Origin of the sequence: Methanobrevibacter sp., from assembly GCF_045586545.1 — an archaeon.
Taxonomy (GTDB): domain Archaea; phylum Methanobacteriota; class Methanobacteria; order Methanobacteriales; family Methanobacteriaceae; genus Methanocatella.
This window is the reverse complement of record NZ_JAZNAN010000026.1, coordinates 24,148-41,408: the sequence shown is the minus strand read 5'-3', so window position 1 is coordinate 41,408 and position 17,261 is coordinate 24,148. Positions and strand designations below refer to the sequence as shown.

The following is a 17,261-nucleotide window of genomic DNA, read 5'->3' as shown; positions in this document are numbered from 1 at the left end:
ATAATGTGACTTATTTCAATGGTACTGCGTATATTTTCACTGTTACCAACACTCGTGTGGTTGAGAATGTTACTGTGAATGTTACTAAAGTTTGGAATGATAATGATAATCAAGATGGTGTCAGACCTTTCAATATTACTGTCAATTTAGTTAATCAGTATGGTCTTGTTGAGTCTGTTGTGCTTACTGGTCCTGATTGGAATTATACATTTGAGAATTTACCTAAGTATCTTAACGGTGCTTTGGTTGTGTATAATGTTACTGAGGATTCTGTTGCTAACTATAATGTGACTTATTTCAATGGTACTGCGTATATTTTCACTGTTACCAACACTCGTGTGGTTGAGAATGTTACTGTGAATGTTACTAAAGTTTGGAATGATAATGATAATCAAGATGGTTTCAGTCCTGTGAATATTACTGTTAATTTGGTTAATCAGTATGGTACTGTTAGGTCTGTTGTGCTTACTGGTCCTGATTGGAATTATACATTTGAGAATTTACCTAAGTATCTTAACGGTGCTTTGGTTGTGTATAATGTTACTGAGGACTCTGTTGCAAACTATAGCGTGACTTATTCCAATGGTAGTGCATATATTTTCACTGTTACCAACGCTCACATTCCTGAACTGATCAATATTACTGTTGAGAAAGTTTGGACTGATAATGGTAATCAGGATGGTGTCAGACCTGAAAATGTCACTGTTAATCTGATTAAAAATCAAACTGTTATTCGTACTGCTGTTTTGAATGATGCTAATAATTGGACTTACACTTTCCTTGATTTAGACAAGTATGAGAACAACGGTACTTTGATTGTTTACAGTATTAACGAAACTGAAGTTATTAATTATACTGCTGAAATTACTGGAGATAATGTTAGCTTTGTGATTAACAATACTCACGTCATTGAATTGATTAACGTTACTGTTGTTAAAGTTTGGAATGATGGCAATAATGTTAGCGGTAATAGACCTGCTAATGTAACTGTCGTTTTACTTGCTGATGGCAACGCTATTAGAAATGCTACTTTAAGTGTTTCCAATGATTGGACTTTCACTTTTGAAGGTTTAGATAAGTTCAAACATAATGGTACATTGATTAAGTATTCCATTGATGAAGTCGATGTTGGAGTTCCTGGATATACTACTGAAATTACCAACAGCACTCCTTACTACTGGATTGTTAACAACACCTTTGTCCCTGATCATAATAAGACTGCTAATGAGACTAAAGTCTTCTATAACGAATCCGTGAAATATAACATTACAATTACTAATATCGGAACTGGTGTTTATAATAAGACTTTGATTATTGTAGATAGCATGCCTTATGGTTTAGAGTATAATAAGACTATTAACATCACTGGCGCCCGCGTTATTCAAGAGGGTGTTTATGATAAAGAAGCAAACAATGTTACTTGGATAATTACTGATATCGATCCTGCTACTCCGGCTATAATCACTATTTTAGTCCGTACTTATGATATTGGTAATTTAACTAACAATGTTACTTTGATTGGTCCTAACGGATATAATAAAACAGTTAATGAAACTATTGAAGTTGAACCTATCGTTGATGTGTCTGTTGTAAAAACTGTTGACGTACCTGAACATTTCATTGGCGATGTCGTTGTCTGGACTGTTAAAGTGTCCAACGCTTTCAATGGTACTGATGCAACCGATGTCAGATTGAATGAAACTTTACCAAGTGAGTTCACTTTAATCAATTACACTGTTACTAAAGGTACTTATGCAAACAATGTTTGGACTATTGGTACTATGGGCAATGGTACTGAAGAGACCTTGACCATCTATACCCGTGCAAAAACCAATGGTACATTTACAAACTACGTAAACGTAACCTGTAACGAAACAGAGTGGAACTACACCAATAACTATGACAATGCTACAGTTAACATTATTAAGAATATTCCTATTAAAGAGGTTAATAATAGCAAACCGTTCTACCATGAGAACGTTACATATTATTTAACCGTTGTTAACCCTGGAAATGTGACCTATGTAAATAATTTAACTGTTGTTGATAGTTTGCCTGATGGTGTAGATTATCTTGAAACTCTTTACATTACCGGTGCGGATGTTGTTGTTGATGCTACTGTCAGCGGCAAAAACATTAGTTGGGTGATTACCAACATTTCAGCAGGAACAACTGCTGTTATTGCGGTAAAAGCTCAAGCAAATGCTGTTGGTATTAAAGTTAACAATGAGACTATCATTTATCCTAATGGTTACAGTCAGAAAGTAAATGCTACTATTGATGTGCAACCTATCGTTGATGTATCTGTTGTAAAAACTGTTGACAAACCTGAGTATTTCGTCGGTGACATTGTTGTATGGACCGTTAAAGTGGCCAACGCTTTCAACGGTACAGCTGCGACTGATGTCAAATTGTATGAAGCTTTACCTGGTCATTTCGCCTTAATTGACTACGTTGCAACCAAAGGTACTTACGCAAACGACGTTTGGACTATTGGCACTATGGCTAACGGTACTGAAGAGACCTTAACTCTCTATACCCGTGCATTACTCGATGGTACATTTACCAATTATGTCAACGTAACCTGTAATGAAACAGAGTGGAACTACACAAACAACTATGATAACGAAACAGTTATTATCAAATGGATTCCGGATATTAACAAGACAGTTAACGATACTACTCCATTCACTCACGAGTTTGTGGAATATTACTTAACTGTTTCAAACACTGTTGATATCGATTTCACCAATAACTTAACCGTTATCGATAGCTTGCCTGATGGTTTAGTATATGCTAATGAGTATAAGGTGGAAGGTGCTAAATTACTCAAATTTGTTGTTGACGGTCAAAAACTCTATTGGACTATTACTGACATTTCCGCTAATTCCAGTGCCGTAATCACTGTTAAAGTATTAGCTGATAAAGCTGGAAATCTAACCAACAATGCAACTCTTGTCCCTCCTTCCGGAAACAACATTACTGTAAACTGTACTATAACTCCAATACCTCGTGCAGATTTAGAAATTACAAAATTAGTTTCTAAAAAAGTTTCCCATTATAACGACAGAGTCGTCTGGACAATCATTGTCAAAAACAATGGACCTGATACTGCTGAAAATGCAGTCGTATCCGATAAACTTCCAAAAGGATTAGTTTATGTTTCAGATGATTCAAAAGGTGCTTATAATCATGAATCTGGTATTTGGAAAGTAGGCAATCTTGCAAAAGGGCAATCCAAAACTTTAAAAATTGTATCCATTGTAAGAACTACTAACGCAACAATCATTAACTTTGCGAATGTTACTTCCGATACTCCTGATCCTAATGAAACTAACAATAAATGTAATAATTCAACAACAGTTCCTCCTGAAGCGGATTTAATGCTTATTAAAGATGTTGATAAGTATAATGTTCGCGTTGGAGAAAACTTCACATTTACTATTGTTGTTATCAATTTAGGACCGGATGTCGCTGTAAACACTCGTGCATTTGATGTATTGCCTGATGGACTAAAATTCATTAGTTATAAAGCTTCCAGAGGTACTTATGATCCTGTAACAGGAGTTTGGGATATTGGTGATTTGGAAGAAGGTGATAGCGTTTCCCTTACAATTGTTGCTCAAGCATTGAGAACTGGTCACTTTATTAACGAGGCTTATGTTGTTAGTGACACTTACGATCCTGATTTAAGTAACAACAACGATTCAGCTGAAGTTATTGCTGTTGAACTAGGACCTCCAGTTTCAACAATGCATCCTACAGGTAATCCAATCGTAATGGTTTTATTATCATTACTTGCAATAGTTGGTGTAACTTTAAAAAGAAAACTTTAAACACGTTATGGGAAATTAACTTTTCCCATATTTTTTATTTTTTACTAAAATTTTTCATACAATTTAATGAAATTTATCTTTTAGAATTTAATATTTTCTCTATAAAAGTATTATTTTAATAAGACTTATTTTTAAATATTTTAATTAATCAATACTTTTTTTCCAAAAAATTATTGCTCATCTACATTACTTTATCGAAGTTTAATAATTTTAACATAATTCCAATATTTTAAAAGTTATGAATGAAATATATAATACTGATTTGATTAGAATGTGTGATTAGATGAAAAGTGATAGTGTAAAAAAAGGAATTCAAAGAGCGCCACATAGGTCACTATTGCGTGCATGTGGTCTTGATGATGAAGATTTCAAAAAACCGTTCATTGGTATAGCAAATAGTTTTACAGATATCGTGCCGGGTCATATTCACTTAAGGGACCTTGTGGAATTTGTAAAGGAAGGAATTATTGCCGCAGGAGGTATTCCATTTGAATTTGATACCATGGCAATCTGTGATGGAATAAGCATGAACCATGAAGGAATGAAATATTCCCTCCCTTCAAGGGAAATCATCGCTGCAACCGTAGAAAGCATGACAAAAGGGCACGCTTTTGATGGATTGGTATTGATCCCAAGCTGTGATAAGGTGGTTCCGGGAATGATTATGGGAGCTTCTAGAGTAAACGTTCCATCAATCGTTGTAACAGGAGGCCCAATGGCTGCCGGTTCTTATAATGGTAAGCCTGCTGATTTAATTACAGTTTTTGAAGCTGTGGGTGCTTATTCTGCAGGAACAATGACTGAAGAAGAAGTTTCAGAACTTGAAAAATGTGCCTGTCCAGGTGCGGGAAGCTGTTCCGGACTGTTCACTGCAAATACAATGGCCTGCATTACAGAAACATTAGGCCTATCCCTTCCAACATGTGCCACAACCCATGCGAGAACCAAGGAAAATGATGAAATAGCATATGAATCAGGTAAACAGATTGTTAAACTTGTCGAAGAAGACATCAAGCCTTCCGACATTTTAACTCAGGAAGCTTTCAACAATGCAATTGCTGTTGACATGGCATTGGGAGGTTCATCCAATACAGCTTTACATATCCCTGCGCTTGCAAGCGAAGTTGAAGGTTTAAGTGTTGATTTGGAATTGTTCGATGAGATTTCAAGAAATGTGCCTCATATTGCACTTATCTCCCCGGCTGGTGAAGATTCAATGATGGATTTACACTTGGCTGGAGGTATTCAGGCAGTACTTAAGACATTAGGAGATAAGATTGATACTAACCAGTTAACTGTAACAGGCAAAACAATTGCTGAGAACTTAGAAAATGTTGAAAACAAAAATACAGATGTTATTCATACATTAGACAATCCTGTTCATGCTGATGGTGGTATTGCAATATTAAAAGGCAATCTCGCCCCAAATGGAAGTGTTGTTAAGAAAGGTGCAGTTGCAGAGCATTTGATGCATCTTAAAGGCCCTGCAAAGGTATATGATTCAGAAGAAGATGTTACAAAAGCAATCTTTGACCATGAAATAGAAGAGGGAGACATTGTTGTAATCAGGTATGAAGGACCGAAAGGCGGTCCTGGAATGCGTGAAATGTTGAACCCGACTTCAGCACTTGCAGGAATGAACATCAAGGATGTAGGTCTGATAACAGACGGAAGATTCTCCGGAGGAACAAGAGGCCCATGTATTGGACACGTATCCCCTGAAGCGATGGAAGACGGTCCGATAGCTGCTATTCAAAACGGTGACATTATCGAAATAGATATTGAAAATAGATTTATCAATGTTGAACTTACAGATGAGGAAATTGAAGCTAGATTAAAAGAAGTTAAACACCCTGAAAGCGATGTTACTGGATGGTTGGCAATATATCAAAAATTGGTTCACTCTGCAGATACCGGTGCTATTTTAAGGTAGTGTTAAAATGGAAATACTCAAATATTCAGAGATTGATTTGGCTGAAACCATCAAAAGATCAGAAGAGGATGTAAATAAGGTCTTGGACATTGTATCTGATATTTTAAATAATGTTAAGGAAAATAAGGATAAGTCTATTAGGGAGTATACAGAGAAATTTGACGGAGTTACAATAGAAAATTTGAAAGTATCCAAAGATGAAATTAAAGAGGCTTATGATACTTTAGATGATGAATTGCTTGTTGCTTTAAAGCAAGCCGCATCAAACATTGAAAAATTTCATAAAAAGCAAATTCCACAAGAGTGGGAAATGGAAGTTAATCCTGGAATTGTTGCAGGCCAAATTGTAAGACCAATCAATTCTGCTGGCTGTTATATCCCAGGAGGTCGTGCCGCTTATCCTTCATCAATATTGATGACAGTAATTCCTGCAAAAATTGCAGGGGTTAAAAAGGTTATTTGTGTCACTCCACCTCAAAAGGACGGTAAAATCCTGGATGCAATTTTGGTTGCAGCTGATATTGCCGGTGCAGATGAGATATATAAGGTTGGTGGAGCGCAGGCAATAGCCGGGCTTGCTTTTGGAACAGAATCAATTCCACGTGTTGAAAAAATTGTCGGTCCTGGAAATATTTTCGTTACTGCCGCCAAAAAATTGGTCTATGGTCAAGTAGATATTGAGTTTCCTGCAGGTCCGTCTGAAGTGCTTATTTTAGCGGATGAAACTGCAAATCCTGAATTTCTGGCAACTGACATATTGGCACAGGCAGAACATGACCCGAATGCGTCATGTTTTTTAGTAACCGATTCAGAAAAATTAGCTGTTGAAACTGATGAATTCGTCAGACAATTGACCGAGATTGCGCCAAGACGTGAAATTATAGAGGAATCATTATCAAAAAGTGGAAAAATCATTATCACAGACACATTCACTGAAGCGATTCATGTTACAAATGAATACGCTCCTGAACATTTAATCATATCCACCAAAGATGATGATGAGACTCTATCACACATAAACAATGCCGGTTCAATATTCTTGGGTGCATACTCACCTGTTGCGGCAGGGGATTATGGATCCGGAACAAACCATGTTCTTCCGACAGGAGGAGGGGCTAAAATGTATTCAGGTCTTTCAACCGAAGCCTTTATTAAAAAACCTACTGTTCAAAGACTTACAAAAGAAGGTCTTAATGAATTGTCAAAGACCTCTGTTCCGATTGCCGAATATGAGGGATTCTTTGCACATGCAAACTCATTTAAAAAGCGTTTAGAATAATAGTTAATCATTAACTATTATTTTTTATTTTAAATCAATTCTCTATTTTTATAAAAAAGTTCTTAAAGCATTTCAATTTTATTTTTTGACTTTCTAAGCTCTTTATATAGGATATTAACTAATTATATTTTGTAATAGATAAATTAATAACTTAACTGATAAATAGGGGTTGTAATTTATTTTTAAGTTATAATTTAATTCTCCTATTTCTTAATAGGAGGTGAGGATTTTGAGCATGATATTAATCGTGCTCGATTTAGTCTTGATTATTCTTGACGTTATTGTAATTTATTACCATTTCAATAATTAATGAAATAATCTCGTATGATAGTCGAATATTGTAAGGTTGGTTCGTGATTTTTCAAAGCCCACCATCTGGAAGTTTTGCGTAACTCTTCCCAACCTTATTTTCATTATTTCTTTAAAAAAAGTATTTTTCTATCTTTCTAGTTAACTTTATATATCATGTTAATCTATATTTTATTCAAGAATATGATTTTTCATATTCATCACTTCCTATTAAATTAGGAACTCTATTTATTGGTAAAACAGTTGTCTAATCTGGTGGTAGTTTATAGGTTTTGCCTATAAACTTAGACAACATTAATTTAATGTTTTTATTTAATTTTAATAATTATTTATCTTTATTTTTTAAAAATAAGTATTTTTCTATCTTTTTAGTTAACTTTATATATTATGTTACTTAACATTATAATCAAGAATATGTTTAATTCATATTCAACACTTTCATTAATAGAAAGACACTTTTTTTAAAGTTTAAATTAATTAATTAATTATTTTTACAAACCTCGAGGTGAATAATTTGCAAGGTTTATTAAAAGACTGGAGAAGAACTCATTATTCTAACCAATGCACTCCTGAAATCGCAGGAAGTGACATTACAATCATGGGCTGGATACATGAAATCCGTGATTTCGGTGGAATCATGTTTGTAATCATCCGTGATGTAACCGGTAGAATTCAAGTAACCGCTCCAAGCAAAAAAGTAGATGAAGATATTTTAAAACAATTAAGAGAATTCAGAAAAGAATCCGTTGTAGCTATTAAAGGTGCTGTACAGGAATCAGCAAAAGCACCAAACGGTGTCGAAATCATTCCTAAAGAAGTTAAAGTCCTAAACTTGGCTGACCAACCTTTACCGATGGATCCTACAGAAAAGGTTAAAGCTGGAATTGATACTAGATTAGATTCAAGATTTTTAGATATCAGAAAAGAAAACGTTTCAGCGATTTTTAAAATCAAAGGCCAAATGTTCCACACTATCAGGGACTTTTTCTATGAAAATGGCTTTTATGAAATTAACACTCCTAAACTCGTAGCTTCCGCTACCGAAGGAGGAACAGAATTATTCCCAATCGCTTACTTTGATAAGGAAGCATTCCTTGGCCAATCCCCGCAATTGTACAAACAGATGATGATGGGTGCTGGAATGGACAAGGTATTTGAAATCGGTCAAATTTTCAGAGCAGAAGAGCATGATACCTTAAGACACTTGAATGAAGCGGTTTCCATCGATGCTGAAGCTTCATTTATGGACGATGATGATGTAATGAAAGTCTTAAACGACATGCTTATTCAAGTCTTGAATGATGTTAATGACAACTGTGCTCATGAACTTGAAATCTTAGGTCACGAATTGGAAATTCCTAGTGAAGATTTCCCTAAGGTCGCTTATGACGATGCTGTTGACATGATTAACGCTAAAGGTGTTGAAATGGAATGGGGAGAAGACCTATCCCGTGAAGCTGAAAAGGCTTTAGGTGATGAAATGGGAGGTTTCTACTTCTTGACAGAATGGCCTACAGCAATCAAACCGTTCTATGTAATGCCTAAAGATGGTGATGAAATTCACTCTCATGCATTCGATTTAATGTACAATAACTTGGAGTTATCATCTGGTGCTACACGTGTTCACCAATATGACTTGCTCGTAAAGCAGATTGAAGAAAGAGGATTAAACCCTGATGGGTTTGGAAGCTACTTGACTGCATTTAAATATGGTATGCCTCCTCACGCAGGTTGGGGTTTAGGTGCTGATAGGTTAACCATGGTACTTACAGGCGCTGAAAACATCCGTGAATGTGTACTCTTCCCAAGAGACAGACACAGATTAACCCCTTAATTCTTTTCTTTTTTAGATTGATATGGAAGAATATGATATAGCTATTATTGGCGGAGGTCCCGCTGGAATCATGGCTGCAATTGCAGCCGGTAAAAACTCTTCCAGCGTAATATTGCTTGAGAAAAATTCCTCACTAGGACGTAAATTATTGCTGACCGGTGGAGGAAGGTGCAATATTACAAACAATAAGCCACTAAAAAAGCTATTGAATATTTATCCTCAAAAAAACTTTTTAAAACACTCTTTTTTTACATTTACAAATGAGGACTTATTTTCATTGTTTGATTTTGATTTTATTGAGGAAGAGGACAATAGAATCTTTCCCGAAACAGAGAAATCCATTGATGTTTTGGAAGGATTAATTAATTGTTTGGATGATGTTGTTATAAGTTATAACTTTGAAGCAACATCAATAAGTGATGATTTTGTTATAAATAACAGGATAAAAGCTAATAAGATTATAATCGCTACAGGGGGCATTACATATCCACAAACTGGATGCAGTATCAAAAACTATTCACTGACTTCACAGCCCCTAACAGACATCAAGTATGGTCTCACTCCATTGATTACTAAAAAAGATCTTTCAAGCATTGCTGGTGTAACCTTATATGATGTTGTTATAATCTATAAGAAAACAAAAGTTAAAGGAAATGCTTTATTCTCTCATGTGGGTCTGACCGGTCCGGGAATTATCAATCTGAGCAATGAGATTTCTAAAAGTTTAAGCTATAACTTGTTAGAATCAAATCCTGAAGTCGACCTGGAAATAGCTATTGATTTATGCCCGAAATTTAGTCGTGAAGACCTGCAGGATAAATTCAGCAAAGATTTCCAGGCTAAAGGAAAGACGATGATTAAGAATTACCTTAAGCAATTTTTGACTAACAGTTTCATAGACTTCTTTTTGGATGAAATTAACCTAGATGGCCAGACACAACTGTCTCGAATCAATAAAAAAAGTAAAAATCGTTTGATTGAAAATTTAAAAAGGTTCACCTTTGAAATAACTGGTTTTAATAAAGATTTAGCTAAAATTACAATTGGTGGTATTGATTTAGCCAATGTTAATCCTAAGACAATGGAATCTACAATAATGCCTGGTTTATACTTTGCAGGGGAAGCTCTGGATTTGGATGGGCCTACCGGAGGATACAATTTAAAGATTGCATTTTCAACCGGTTACCTTGCAGGACTTTCAGCCAGTGAAAAATAATTTACTAAATTATCTATTTTTTCAAAATTGCTTTTAAAGATAACAAAATATTTAACTTATATATTTACCAATAGTTATATTATGACAGACAAAATGTTCATGGGTGCATCAACTAAGCAAGGTTTGGATATTGCTAATAAAAGTAGAGAAATTATCCGTGGCCTTATTGGAGATGATGTCAAAGATTTAAATCCTGCTGAAAGAGACATTGTTGAGAGGATTGTTCACTCAACAGCTGATCCTGAATATGCAAAATTGGTAAAAATCAGTCCTGATTTTGTAGATGCAGCTATGGCCTCCCTTAGAAATAAGGAAACCATTTTAACTGATATTAACATGGTTAAATATGGTATTACTAGATATGAAGGGGAAGTTGAGTGTTATATTAAAAATGAAGAAGTAATTGAAATTGCAAAAGAAAATCAAATTACAAGAGCTGCTGCTGCAATGAGATATGCGGCCAGCAATGATTTTGAAGGAATTGTAGTTTCTGGTAATGCTCCAACTGCTGTTTTTGAAGCTATGGATTTATACCAAAAAGGTGAAATGAATCTTAAAGCTATTGTAGGAGTTCCGGTTGGTTTTGTGGGAGCTGCGGATTCTAAAGAAGCGCTCCATAATTCTGATATTCCTAACATAATTGTTGAAGGACCAAAAGGCGGAACACCGATTGCTGTAGCTTGCGTAAACTCATTAATCCAACATTTATAGAGTGATAAAATGTTTTCTGAAGAACTGTTCAATGAATCTAAAAAATATTTCCCGGGTGGAGTAAACTCTCCAGTACGTGCTTTTAAACCTTATCCATTTTTTGTTAAAAGTGCTGGAGGATGCCGCCTAACAGATGCTGATGGAAAAACTTATATTGACCATTGTTTAGCTTATGGTCCATTAATATTGGGTCATGCAGATCCTAAAGTTGTAAGGGAAGTTTCTAATCAATTGACTATGGGTACTGCTTACGGCACTCCTACTGAAAATGAAATAACTCTTGCAAAGGAAGTTGTTGATAGAATTCCTTCAGCTGAAATGGTAAGATTTTGTAATAGTGGAACTGAAGCAACCATGAGTGCAATCAGGCTTGCAAGAGGTTTCACAGGTCGTGACAAGATTGTTAAATTTGAAGGTGCATATCACGGTGCACATGATTATGTATTGGTTAAGGGCGGTTCTGGTGCTGCGACATTGCCGGATTCTCCGGGAATTCCTGAAGATACCACTAAAAATACCTTATCCGTTCCATTCAATGATGAGGAAGCTTTATCTGAGTTAATTGAAAAGGAAGGCGAAAACATTGCATGCATTATTATGGAAGTGGTCATGGGTAATGTTGGTTGTATTGAACCTAAACCAGGATTTTTAGAGTTTATCAGAAAAATCACTGAAGAAAATGGTATTGTTTTAATATTTGATGAAGTCATCACTGGTTTTAGAGCATCACGCGGTGGAGCTCAAGAATATTATGGTGTAACTCCTGATTTGACAACCCTCGGTAAGATTGTAGGCGGAGGACTTCCTATGGGAGCATTCTGTGGAAAAAGAGAGATTATGGAATTGATTGCTCCAAACGGTCCGGTTTATCAGGCAGGTACCTTTTCAGGAAATCCTGTATCCGTTCAGGCAGGTATTTCTACACTAACTCAACTTGATGATGCATTCTATAAGGAGTTAGAGAGAAAAGGTAATTTCTTAAGGGGCAATATTCAATCAATAATAGATGATGAGGAATACAATATTCAACCAGTTGGACTTGCTTCAATGTTTCAAATTTATTTCAATCCTGCACCGGTTTACAATTATGCTGATGCACAGGAGTCTGATAGAAGAAAATTCTTAAGATATTTCAAGGCCTTATTAAAAGAAGGCGTATTTATCCCGCCATCTCAATTTGAATGTAACTTTATTTCAAATGCACATAGCATGGCAGATTTACAAAAGACTTCTGAAGCTATTGAAATTGCTTTGGAAGCTGCATTTAAAAAAAGAAGAAGGTAATTTGAATGGAAATTGACTTTAAGGAAATTGCAACTTATGCAATTATTCTGATAATTGTTTTGATTGCTGCACAACACCTGAATGTTGTTGTTTCAGGGAGTATGGAACCGGCATTTTACAGAGGGGACATCGTCCTCGTTGAAAAAGCGGATTTCTTCGGAATACATGAATTCAATCCCGAAGATGTTCAAGTCGGTGATGTAGTCGTTTACGATGCAGCATGGTATAACCAACCTGTAATCCATAGAATTATAGGCACTGCGGATATTAATGGAACTACGATGTATGTAATTAAGGGAGACAATAATGATAAACCCGACCCATATTATGTTTCTCCAGGCCAAATCAAAGAAAAAGTAGTAACATTTGGCGATAATTTGGTCGTTATTCCAAAAATTGGTTATCTTTCCCTTTGGTTAAGAGGGTTATAATTATTATTAAGGTGAGTTAATGTATTTTGAAATTGAAAAACAAGCGATTGATGCTATTAACAAGGCATTAGATCAATATGATGTAGAGATTGATAGGAATTTCAAATTGGAATTTCCTCCAAACCCGGAGTTAGGTGATTTGGCAAGCACTATTGCATTTGCACTTACTAAAAAATTAAGGACTTCCCCTCCGGAAGTTGCCAAGGATTTGGTTGACAAGATTGAAGTTCCGGAAATTTTCACCAAAGTTCAAAACTTCGGACCTTATGTAAATTTCTTCATTGATTATGATAAATTTTCCAAACTGCTATTGGAAAAAGTCGATGAAAATTACGGACAGCTTCCTGAATATGGTGAAAAAATAATCTTAGAGCACACTTCAGCCAATCCTAATGGTCCGTTACATATTGGACATATCAGAAACTCCATTTTTGGAGATTCCCTTGCAAGACTTTTACGCTTGGCTGGAAGGGATGTTGAAACTCAATATTATGTTAATGATATGGGCCGTCAAATAGCTATTATTGTATGCGGCATAACAGAATGTGGGCTCAACATTGACGATTATGAAGGAGACAAGCTTGACCACAAGATTGGAAAGTTATACTTTGATGCAAATAAGGCAGTTGATGAAGATGAAGCCTTGAATGCTAAAGTCGATGAATTAATCCAAAAATACGAAGAAGGTTCGGATGAAGAGTTAAACAAAGTATTTGAAGATGTTGTCTCTAAATGCATTAGTGGAATGAAGGAATCACTATTGAGAATGAACATTGTCCATGACGATTTCGTATGGGAAGGCCAGTTTGTAAGAAGCGGTGAAGTTGATGATTTAGTCACATACATTCAAAGAGAAGGATTTACAAGAGAAGATGATGTATTGTACATTGACTTGACTGACTTTAACATTGAAAAAGAGTTTGTTTTAAGAAGGTCTAATGGTACTTCACTTTACTCTACACGTGATTTGGCATATCACAAATATAAAGCCACTCTAGGAGATACTGTACTTGACATATTAGGTTCAGACCACAAATTGGCAGCCAAACAAATCAAGGTGATATTTGAAGAAATATTCAGACAAACTCCGCCTGAAGTAATCTTTTATGAATTTATTACATTGCCTGAAGGTTCAATGTCAACAAGAAAAGGCAAATTCGTATCTGTTGATGACCTCATTGATGAAGCGGTTAAAAGGGCAACCGACGAAATCAAATCAAGAAATCCTGATTTGTCAGATGATGAAATTGCACCGATGGCTGAAGATATCGGTGTTGGAGCAGTAAGATTCTTCATTGCTAAATTGTCTCCAGAAAAGCACTTGACATTCAAATGGGATGAAGCTTTAAGCTTTGAGAGAGGATGTGCATCTATTCAATATGCACATGCAAGAGCATGCAAGCTACTTGCCAAATCAGGCAAGGATATTAGTTCCTTAAGTGTTAGTGAGGAATGGAGTCCTAATGAAGCGGAACAGGATTTAATCAGGCAAATCGCTAAATTCCCACAGGTTGTAGAGGATTGTGCAAATAAAAAGAGAGTTCACAATATCACACAATATTCACAGGATTTAGCTAGCTCATTCAATAAGTTCTATAAGTCAGAACAAGTAATAGGTTCTGATGTTGAGGATACTAGACTAGTTTTAGTTGACAGAGCTAAGATAACCATTAAAAATGCTTTAGATATTTTAGGTGTTGCGGCACCTGAAAAAATGTAGATGAGTATAATTTAACTCATCTTTTAATTTCTTTTTTTGAGATAGGTTATTCTTTAAAACACATAAAAAATTAGAATTAATCCACATAGTGGATATAATCTTCTTTTCTTGGCAATGGCTCAGGAGCTTCCATATCAGGATATCCTAAAACCACATGGCCGATTCCTTCGTATGTTTCAGGTATTCCCCATTCTTTTAATAGTGCTTTTCCCTTTTCAGATGCAAATTCATCACGTGCTCTGTGAATCCAACAAGAACCAACACCAACTGCATGAGCCGCATTGACTAGAACTGCCAGCACACTTGCCCCATCTTCAACATATGTTGGAAACTCGCTATTGGCTAAAACGATTAAAAGTGTTTTTGCGCCATATAATGGATCCATATCCTCTGGAACATCGACTGGGAAAAAGCTTCTGTTCCATGCTGAAAATTCCTTGATGGTTTCAGGATTTTGAATTACAACAATTTTAGGTGATTGCGCACCACGTCCTGTTGGGGCGTAAGTTCCTGTTTCTAAGATTATTTTTAAATCTTCATCTGAGATTTGTTCGTCTTTAAACTTTCTGATACTTCTTCTTGTTTTTAAATCTTTGATAGTTTGGTTCATATTAAATCTCCACTAATTTATCATTGCTTCAATTCATCACTCACTGGGCTCTTGACTCCTTATCAGCTTGTTAATGTAAAGCTCTATACATGCATAACATATCAGGGAGCCTATTCCTCCTCCAAGAAGCATTCCACAGTATATTCCAAATTCTCCCAGGTTGAATGTAAATCCTAGAAGATATGCAAAGATTAACACTAGTATGAATTCCCTAAATGTTGTCAATATAAAGGATATTGTTCCTTTTCCGACCCCTTGGAAGACATTACCTGCACTCGCTCCAAATGGAACATATAAGATGAATAGGCTCATTATCTGCAGGAAACTTGCAATTAACGGCTCTAATTGTGCGCTGCTTTCGGAATATGAAAAGATGAATGCAATTTGGTTTGCAAATACATTTAGAATTATACATACTATAATTGAAGCTATTAATGCAACTTTTACAGCATATCTTGCTGTTACTCTTAAATTTTCATATTTTCTAGCTCCATATGCAACTCCAGCTACTGATATTGCTGCGGTCCCAACTCCTATTGCAGGAAGCATTCCGATGTTTACTATTCTCCAACCTGCGGTATAGACAGCTACGGCAACCGGGCCTGACACGATTGTAAGCATGTAGTTTACAAATATTGTCAAGACTGACAATACCAATTGCTCCAGGCTTGCCGGAATACCAACAACTAAAATGTCCTTATAGATTTTAAGGTCATTATGGAAGTCTTTGAAGTTATATGATAGATAGGTGTCTTTTTTAACGAAAATCCAATATAGCATTACTCCTAAGCTTATAAGTGGACCAAGTACGGTTGCCCATGCGGCTCCTTTGATTCCCATTCCTAAAGTGTAGATGAATATTGGATCTAGAATCATGTTGATTATTGCCGCAAGTGCAATTGGGACGGTAGCTCTTTTGATATCTCCTTCCGCTCTAAATGCTCCCCCAACTATCGGAGGAATTAAAATTGCGAATGTACATGAAAATATAATGAATCCGTAGTCTGTAGCATAGTTTATCACGCTACTTGCACCCATCATATTAAGCATCGGTTCCATTACAATAACAAAAATGATTGAAATAATAACAGACACAACAATACTTAAGATAAGATTGTGTATTGCTGCATTATTGGCTGAATTCTTGTCTTCGGCTCCGATATATCTTGATATTAAAGAGTTACCACCGGCTCCCAGACCATTTCCAAATCCGACAATAATCATAAATAATGGGGTGATATATCCAAGTGCAGCTAGTGGTTCTGCACCAAGCCCCGCTACCCATATGCTGTCAATAATGTTATTTGCAAATATTAAAAACATACTTGCTATAATAGGTAGGGATAGTTTGTTTATTGCCTTTTTTGGGTCTCCTGTAATCATTTCAATGTTTTTGTTTTTTTCCATAATCTTCCCATTTCATTAATAAGTAGTGTTAAAAAATAAGTTCAAAATAAAAAAAGAATAAGAAGAGGGTTATACTAAATTACCTTCTTCATCAACTTCAGGCGGGTTATTTTTGATATAATCGTAGCTAGCGCCGTCGTTTTGACCTCCAACTATTTTACCATCTGAATCATAATATACATTTAGTTCACTATCATAGTTTAAGTCTGAAGATGAGTCGGATGATGTGTCGCTGCTGGATTGTGAAGGGGTGTCGGAATAGGAATCGGTACTTTCTGAGTAAACCTCACCGACAGTTACTGTCTGGCTGGCGGAACATCCGTTGTGTTTGTCATCACCGGCATAGGTAACGGTTATGTTATAGCTTCCATATTCTTCATTTTCCAAAAGCAATCCGCCTTTACCTTCTGAATCGGTTACAATTGTGTAATTCTGATTTTCACCGTTAGCTCCGAATGTAATGGTAACTTCTTGATTTGCAAGAACATTACCTTGAGCATCTTTAAGTTCAAATTGGATTTGGTCTCCATTATTCAAAGTACTATTGCTTAAAAAATTTATTTGAGTATCTGATTTAATGCCGTTCGAGAATGCAAGAATTCCTCCAAGAGCTATTAAAACAATCACGATAAGAGCAATTATAATTTTTTTATCCATTAAGTATCACCACTATTTTAAAGTTTGTGTTAAA

General features: G+C 35.6%; 12 protein-coding genes. 9 read left to right on the top strand and 3 right to left on the bottom strand.

The window, feature by feature from the left end:
- The 9 genes from ACKI3D_RS02345 to argS form a co-directional block, all read left to right on the top strand.
- Nucleotides 1–3,836 (top strand): Cna B-type domain-containing protein (locus ACKI3D_RS02345; RefSeq protein ID WP_407391978.1); only part of this gene is annotated, 3,836 nt, incomplete at its 5' end.
- Nucleotides 3,837–4,119: 283 nt separating this feature from the next.
- Complete coding sequence (ilvD, locus tag ACKI3D_RS02340) at nt 4,120–5,769, top strand: dihydroxy-acid dehydratase (RefSeq protein WP_407391976.1); 1,650 nt, start codon at nt 4,120–4,122, stop codon at nt 5,767–5,769.
- Nucleotides 5,770–5,776: 7 nt separating this feature from the next.
- On the top strand, nt 5,777–7,048 hold the full coding sequence (hisD, locus tag ACKI3D_RS02335) for a histidinol dehydrogenase (protein ID WP_407391974.1): 1,272 nt from the start codon (nt 5,777–5,779) through the stop codon (nt 7,046–7,048).
- Nucleotides 7,049–7,871: 823 nt separating this feature from the next.
- A complete protein-coding gene (aspS, locus tag ACKI3D_RS02330; RefSeq protein WP_407391972.1) occupies nt 7,872–9,191 on the top strand; it encodes an aspartate--tRNA(Asn) ligase in 1,320 nt (439 codons plus the stop codon).
- Nucleotides 9,192–9,213: 22 nt separating this feature from the next.
- Nucleotides 9,214–10,407, top strand: coding sequence for an NAD(P)/FAD-dependent oxidoreductase (locus ACKI3D_RS02325; RefSeq protein ID WP_407391970.1), 1,194 nt, complete (start codon nt 9,214–9,216; stop codon nt 10,405–10,407).
- 81 nt (nt 10,408–10,488) lie between these two features.
- The gene (locus ACKI3D_RS02320) at nt 10,489–11,118 is read left to right on the top strand and encodes a cobalt-precorrin-8 methylmutase (protein WP_407391969.1); all 630 of its coding nucleotides are present in this window, start codon (nt 10,489–10,491) and stop codon (nt 11,116–11,118) included.
- Between the two features lie 9 nt (nt 11,119–11,127).
- Nucleotides 11,128–12,402 carry a glutamate-1-semialdehyde 2,1-aminomutase gene (hemL, locus tag ACKI3D_RS02315; protein WP_407391967.1) on the top strand — a complete coding sequence of 425 codons (1,275 nt, stop codon included), beginning with the start codon at nt 11,128–11,130 and terminating at the stop codon, nt 12,400–12,402.
- Between the two features lie 5 nt (nt 12,403–12,407).
- Nucleotides 12,408–12,833, top strand: a complete 426-nt coding sequence (locus ACKI3D_RS02310; RefSeq protein ID WP_407391965.1) for a signal peptidase I — start codon at nt 12,408–12,410, stop codon at nt 12,831–12,833.
- Between the two features lie 19 nt (nt 12,834–12,852).
- Nucleotides 12,853–14,553: an arginine--tRNA ligase gene (gene argS, locus ACKI3D_RS02305; protein WP_407391963.1), complete on the top strand. Its 1,701-nt coding sequence runs from the start codon at nt 12,853–12,855 to the stop codon at nt 14,551–14,553.
- A gap of 76 nt (nt 14,554–14,629) precedes the next feature.
- On the opposite strand, the gene ACKI3D_RS02300 is transcribed toward argS, so the two are convergent.
- The 3 genes from ACKI3D_RS02300 to ACKI3D_RS02290 all read right to left on the bottom strand — a co-directional run bounded on the left by ACKI3D_RS02300 (nt 14,630) and on the right by ACKI3D_RS02290 (nt 17,227).
- Entirely contained in the window at nt 14,630–15,163 is a 534-nt protein-coding gene (locus tag ACKI3D_RS02300) for a nitroreductase family protein (RefSeq protein ID WP_407391962.1), read from the bottom strand.
- Nucleotides 15,164–15,199: 36 nt separating this feature from the next.
- Nucleotides 15,200–16,570: an MATE family efflux transporter gene (locus tag ACKI3D_RS02295; RefSeq protein WP_407391960.1), complete on the bottom strand. Its 1,371-nt coding sequence runs from the start codon at nt 16,568–16,570 to the stop codon at nt 15,200–15,202.
- 69 nt (nt 16,571–16,639) lie between these two features.
- Complete coding sequence (locus ACKI3D_RS02290; RefSeq protein ID WP_407391958.1) at nt 16,640–17,227, bottom strand: Ig-like domain-containing protein; 588 nt, start codon at nt 17,225–17,227, stop codon at nt 16,640–16,642.
- Between the last annotated feature and the right edge of the window lie 34 nt (nt 17,228–17,261).

What these genes read in the sequence shown, in the direction of transcription:
- ACKI3D_RS02325 (WP_407391970.1), top strand. Translation starts at nt 9,214, where the DNA reads ATGGAAGAATATGATATAGCTATTATTGGCGGAGGTCCCGCTGGAATC.
- ACKI3D_RS02310 (WP_407391965.1), top strand. Translation starts at nt 12,408, where the DNA reads ATGGAAATTGACTTTAAGGAAATTGCAACTTATGCAATTATTCTGATA.
- hisD (WP_407391974.1), top strand. Translation starts at nt 5,777, where the DNA reads ATGGAAATACTCAAATATTCAGAGATTGATTTGGCTGAAACCATCAAA.
- ACKI3D_RS02300 (WP_407391962.1), bottom strand. Translation starts at nt 15,163, where the DNA reads ATGAACCAAACTATCAAAGATTTAAAAACAAGAAGAAGTATCAGAAAG.
- ACKI3D_RS02320 (WP_407391969.1), top strand. Translation starts at nt 10,489, where the DNA reads ATGACAGACAAAATGTTCATGGGTGCATCAACTAAGCAAGGTTTGGAT.
- ACKI3D_RS02295 (WP_407391960.1), bottom strand. Translation starts at nt 16,570, where the DNA reads ATGGAAAAAAACAAAAACATTGAAATGATTACAGGAGACCCAAAAAAG.
- argS (WP_407391963.1), top strand. Translation starts at nt 12,853, where the DNA reads ATGTATTTTGAAATTGAAAAACAAGCGATTGATGCTATTAACAAGGCA.
- hemL (WP_407391967.1), top strand. Translation starts at nt 11,128, where the DNA reads ATGTTTTCTGAAGAACTGTTCAATGAATCTAAAAAATATTTCCCGGGT.
- ACKI3D_RS02290 (WP_407391958.1), bottom strand. Translation starts at nt 17,227, where the DNA reads ATGGATAAAAAAATTATAATTGCTCTTATCGTGATTGTTTTAATAGCT.
- ilvD (WP_407391976.1), top strand. Translation starts at nt 4,120, where the DNA reads ATGAAAAGTGATAGTGTAAAAAAAGGAATTCAAAGAGCGCCACATAGG.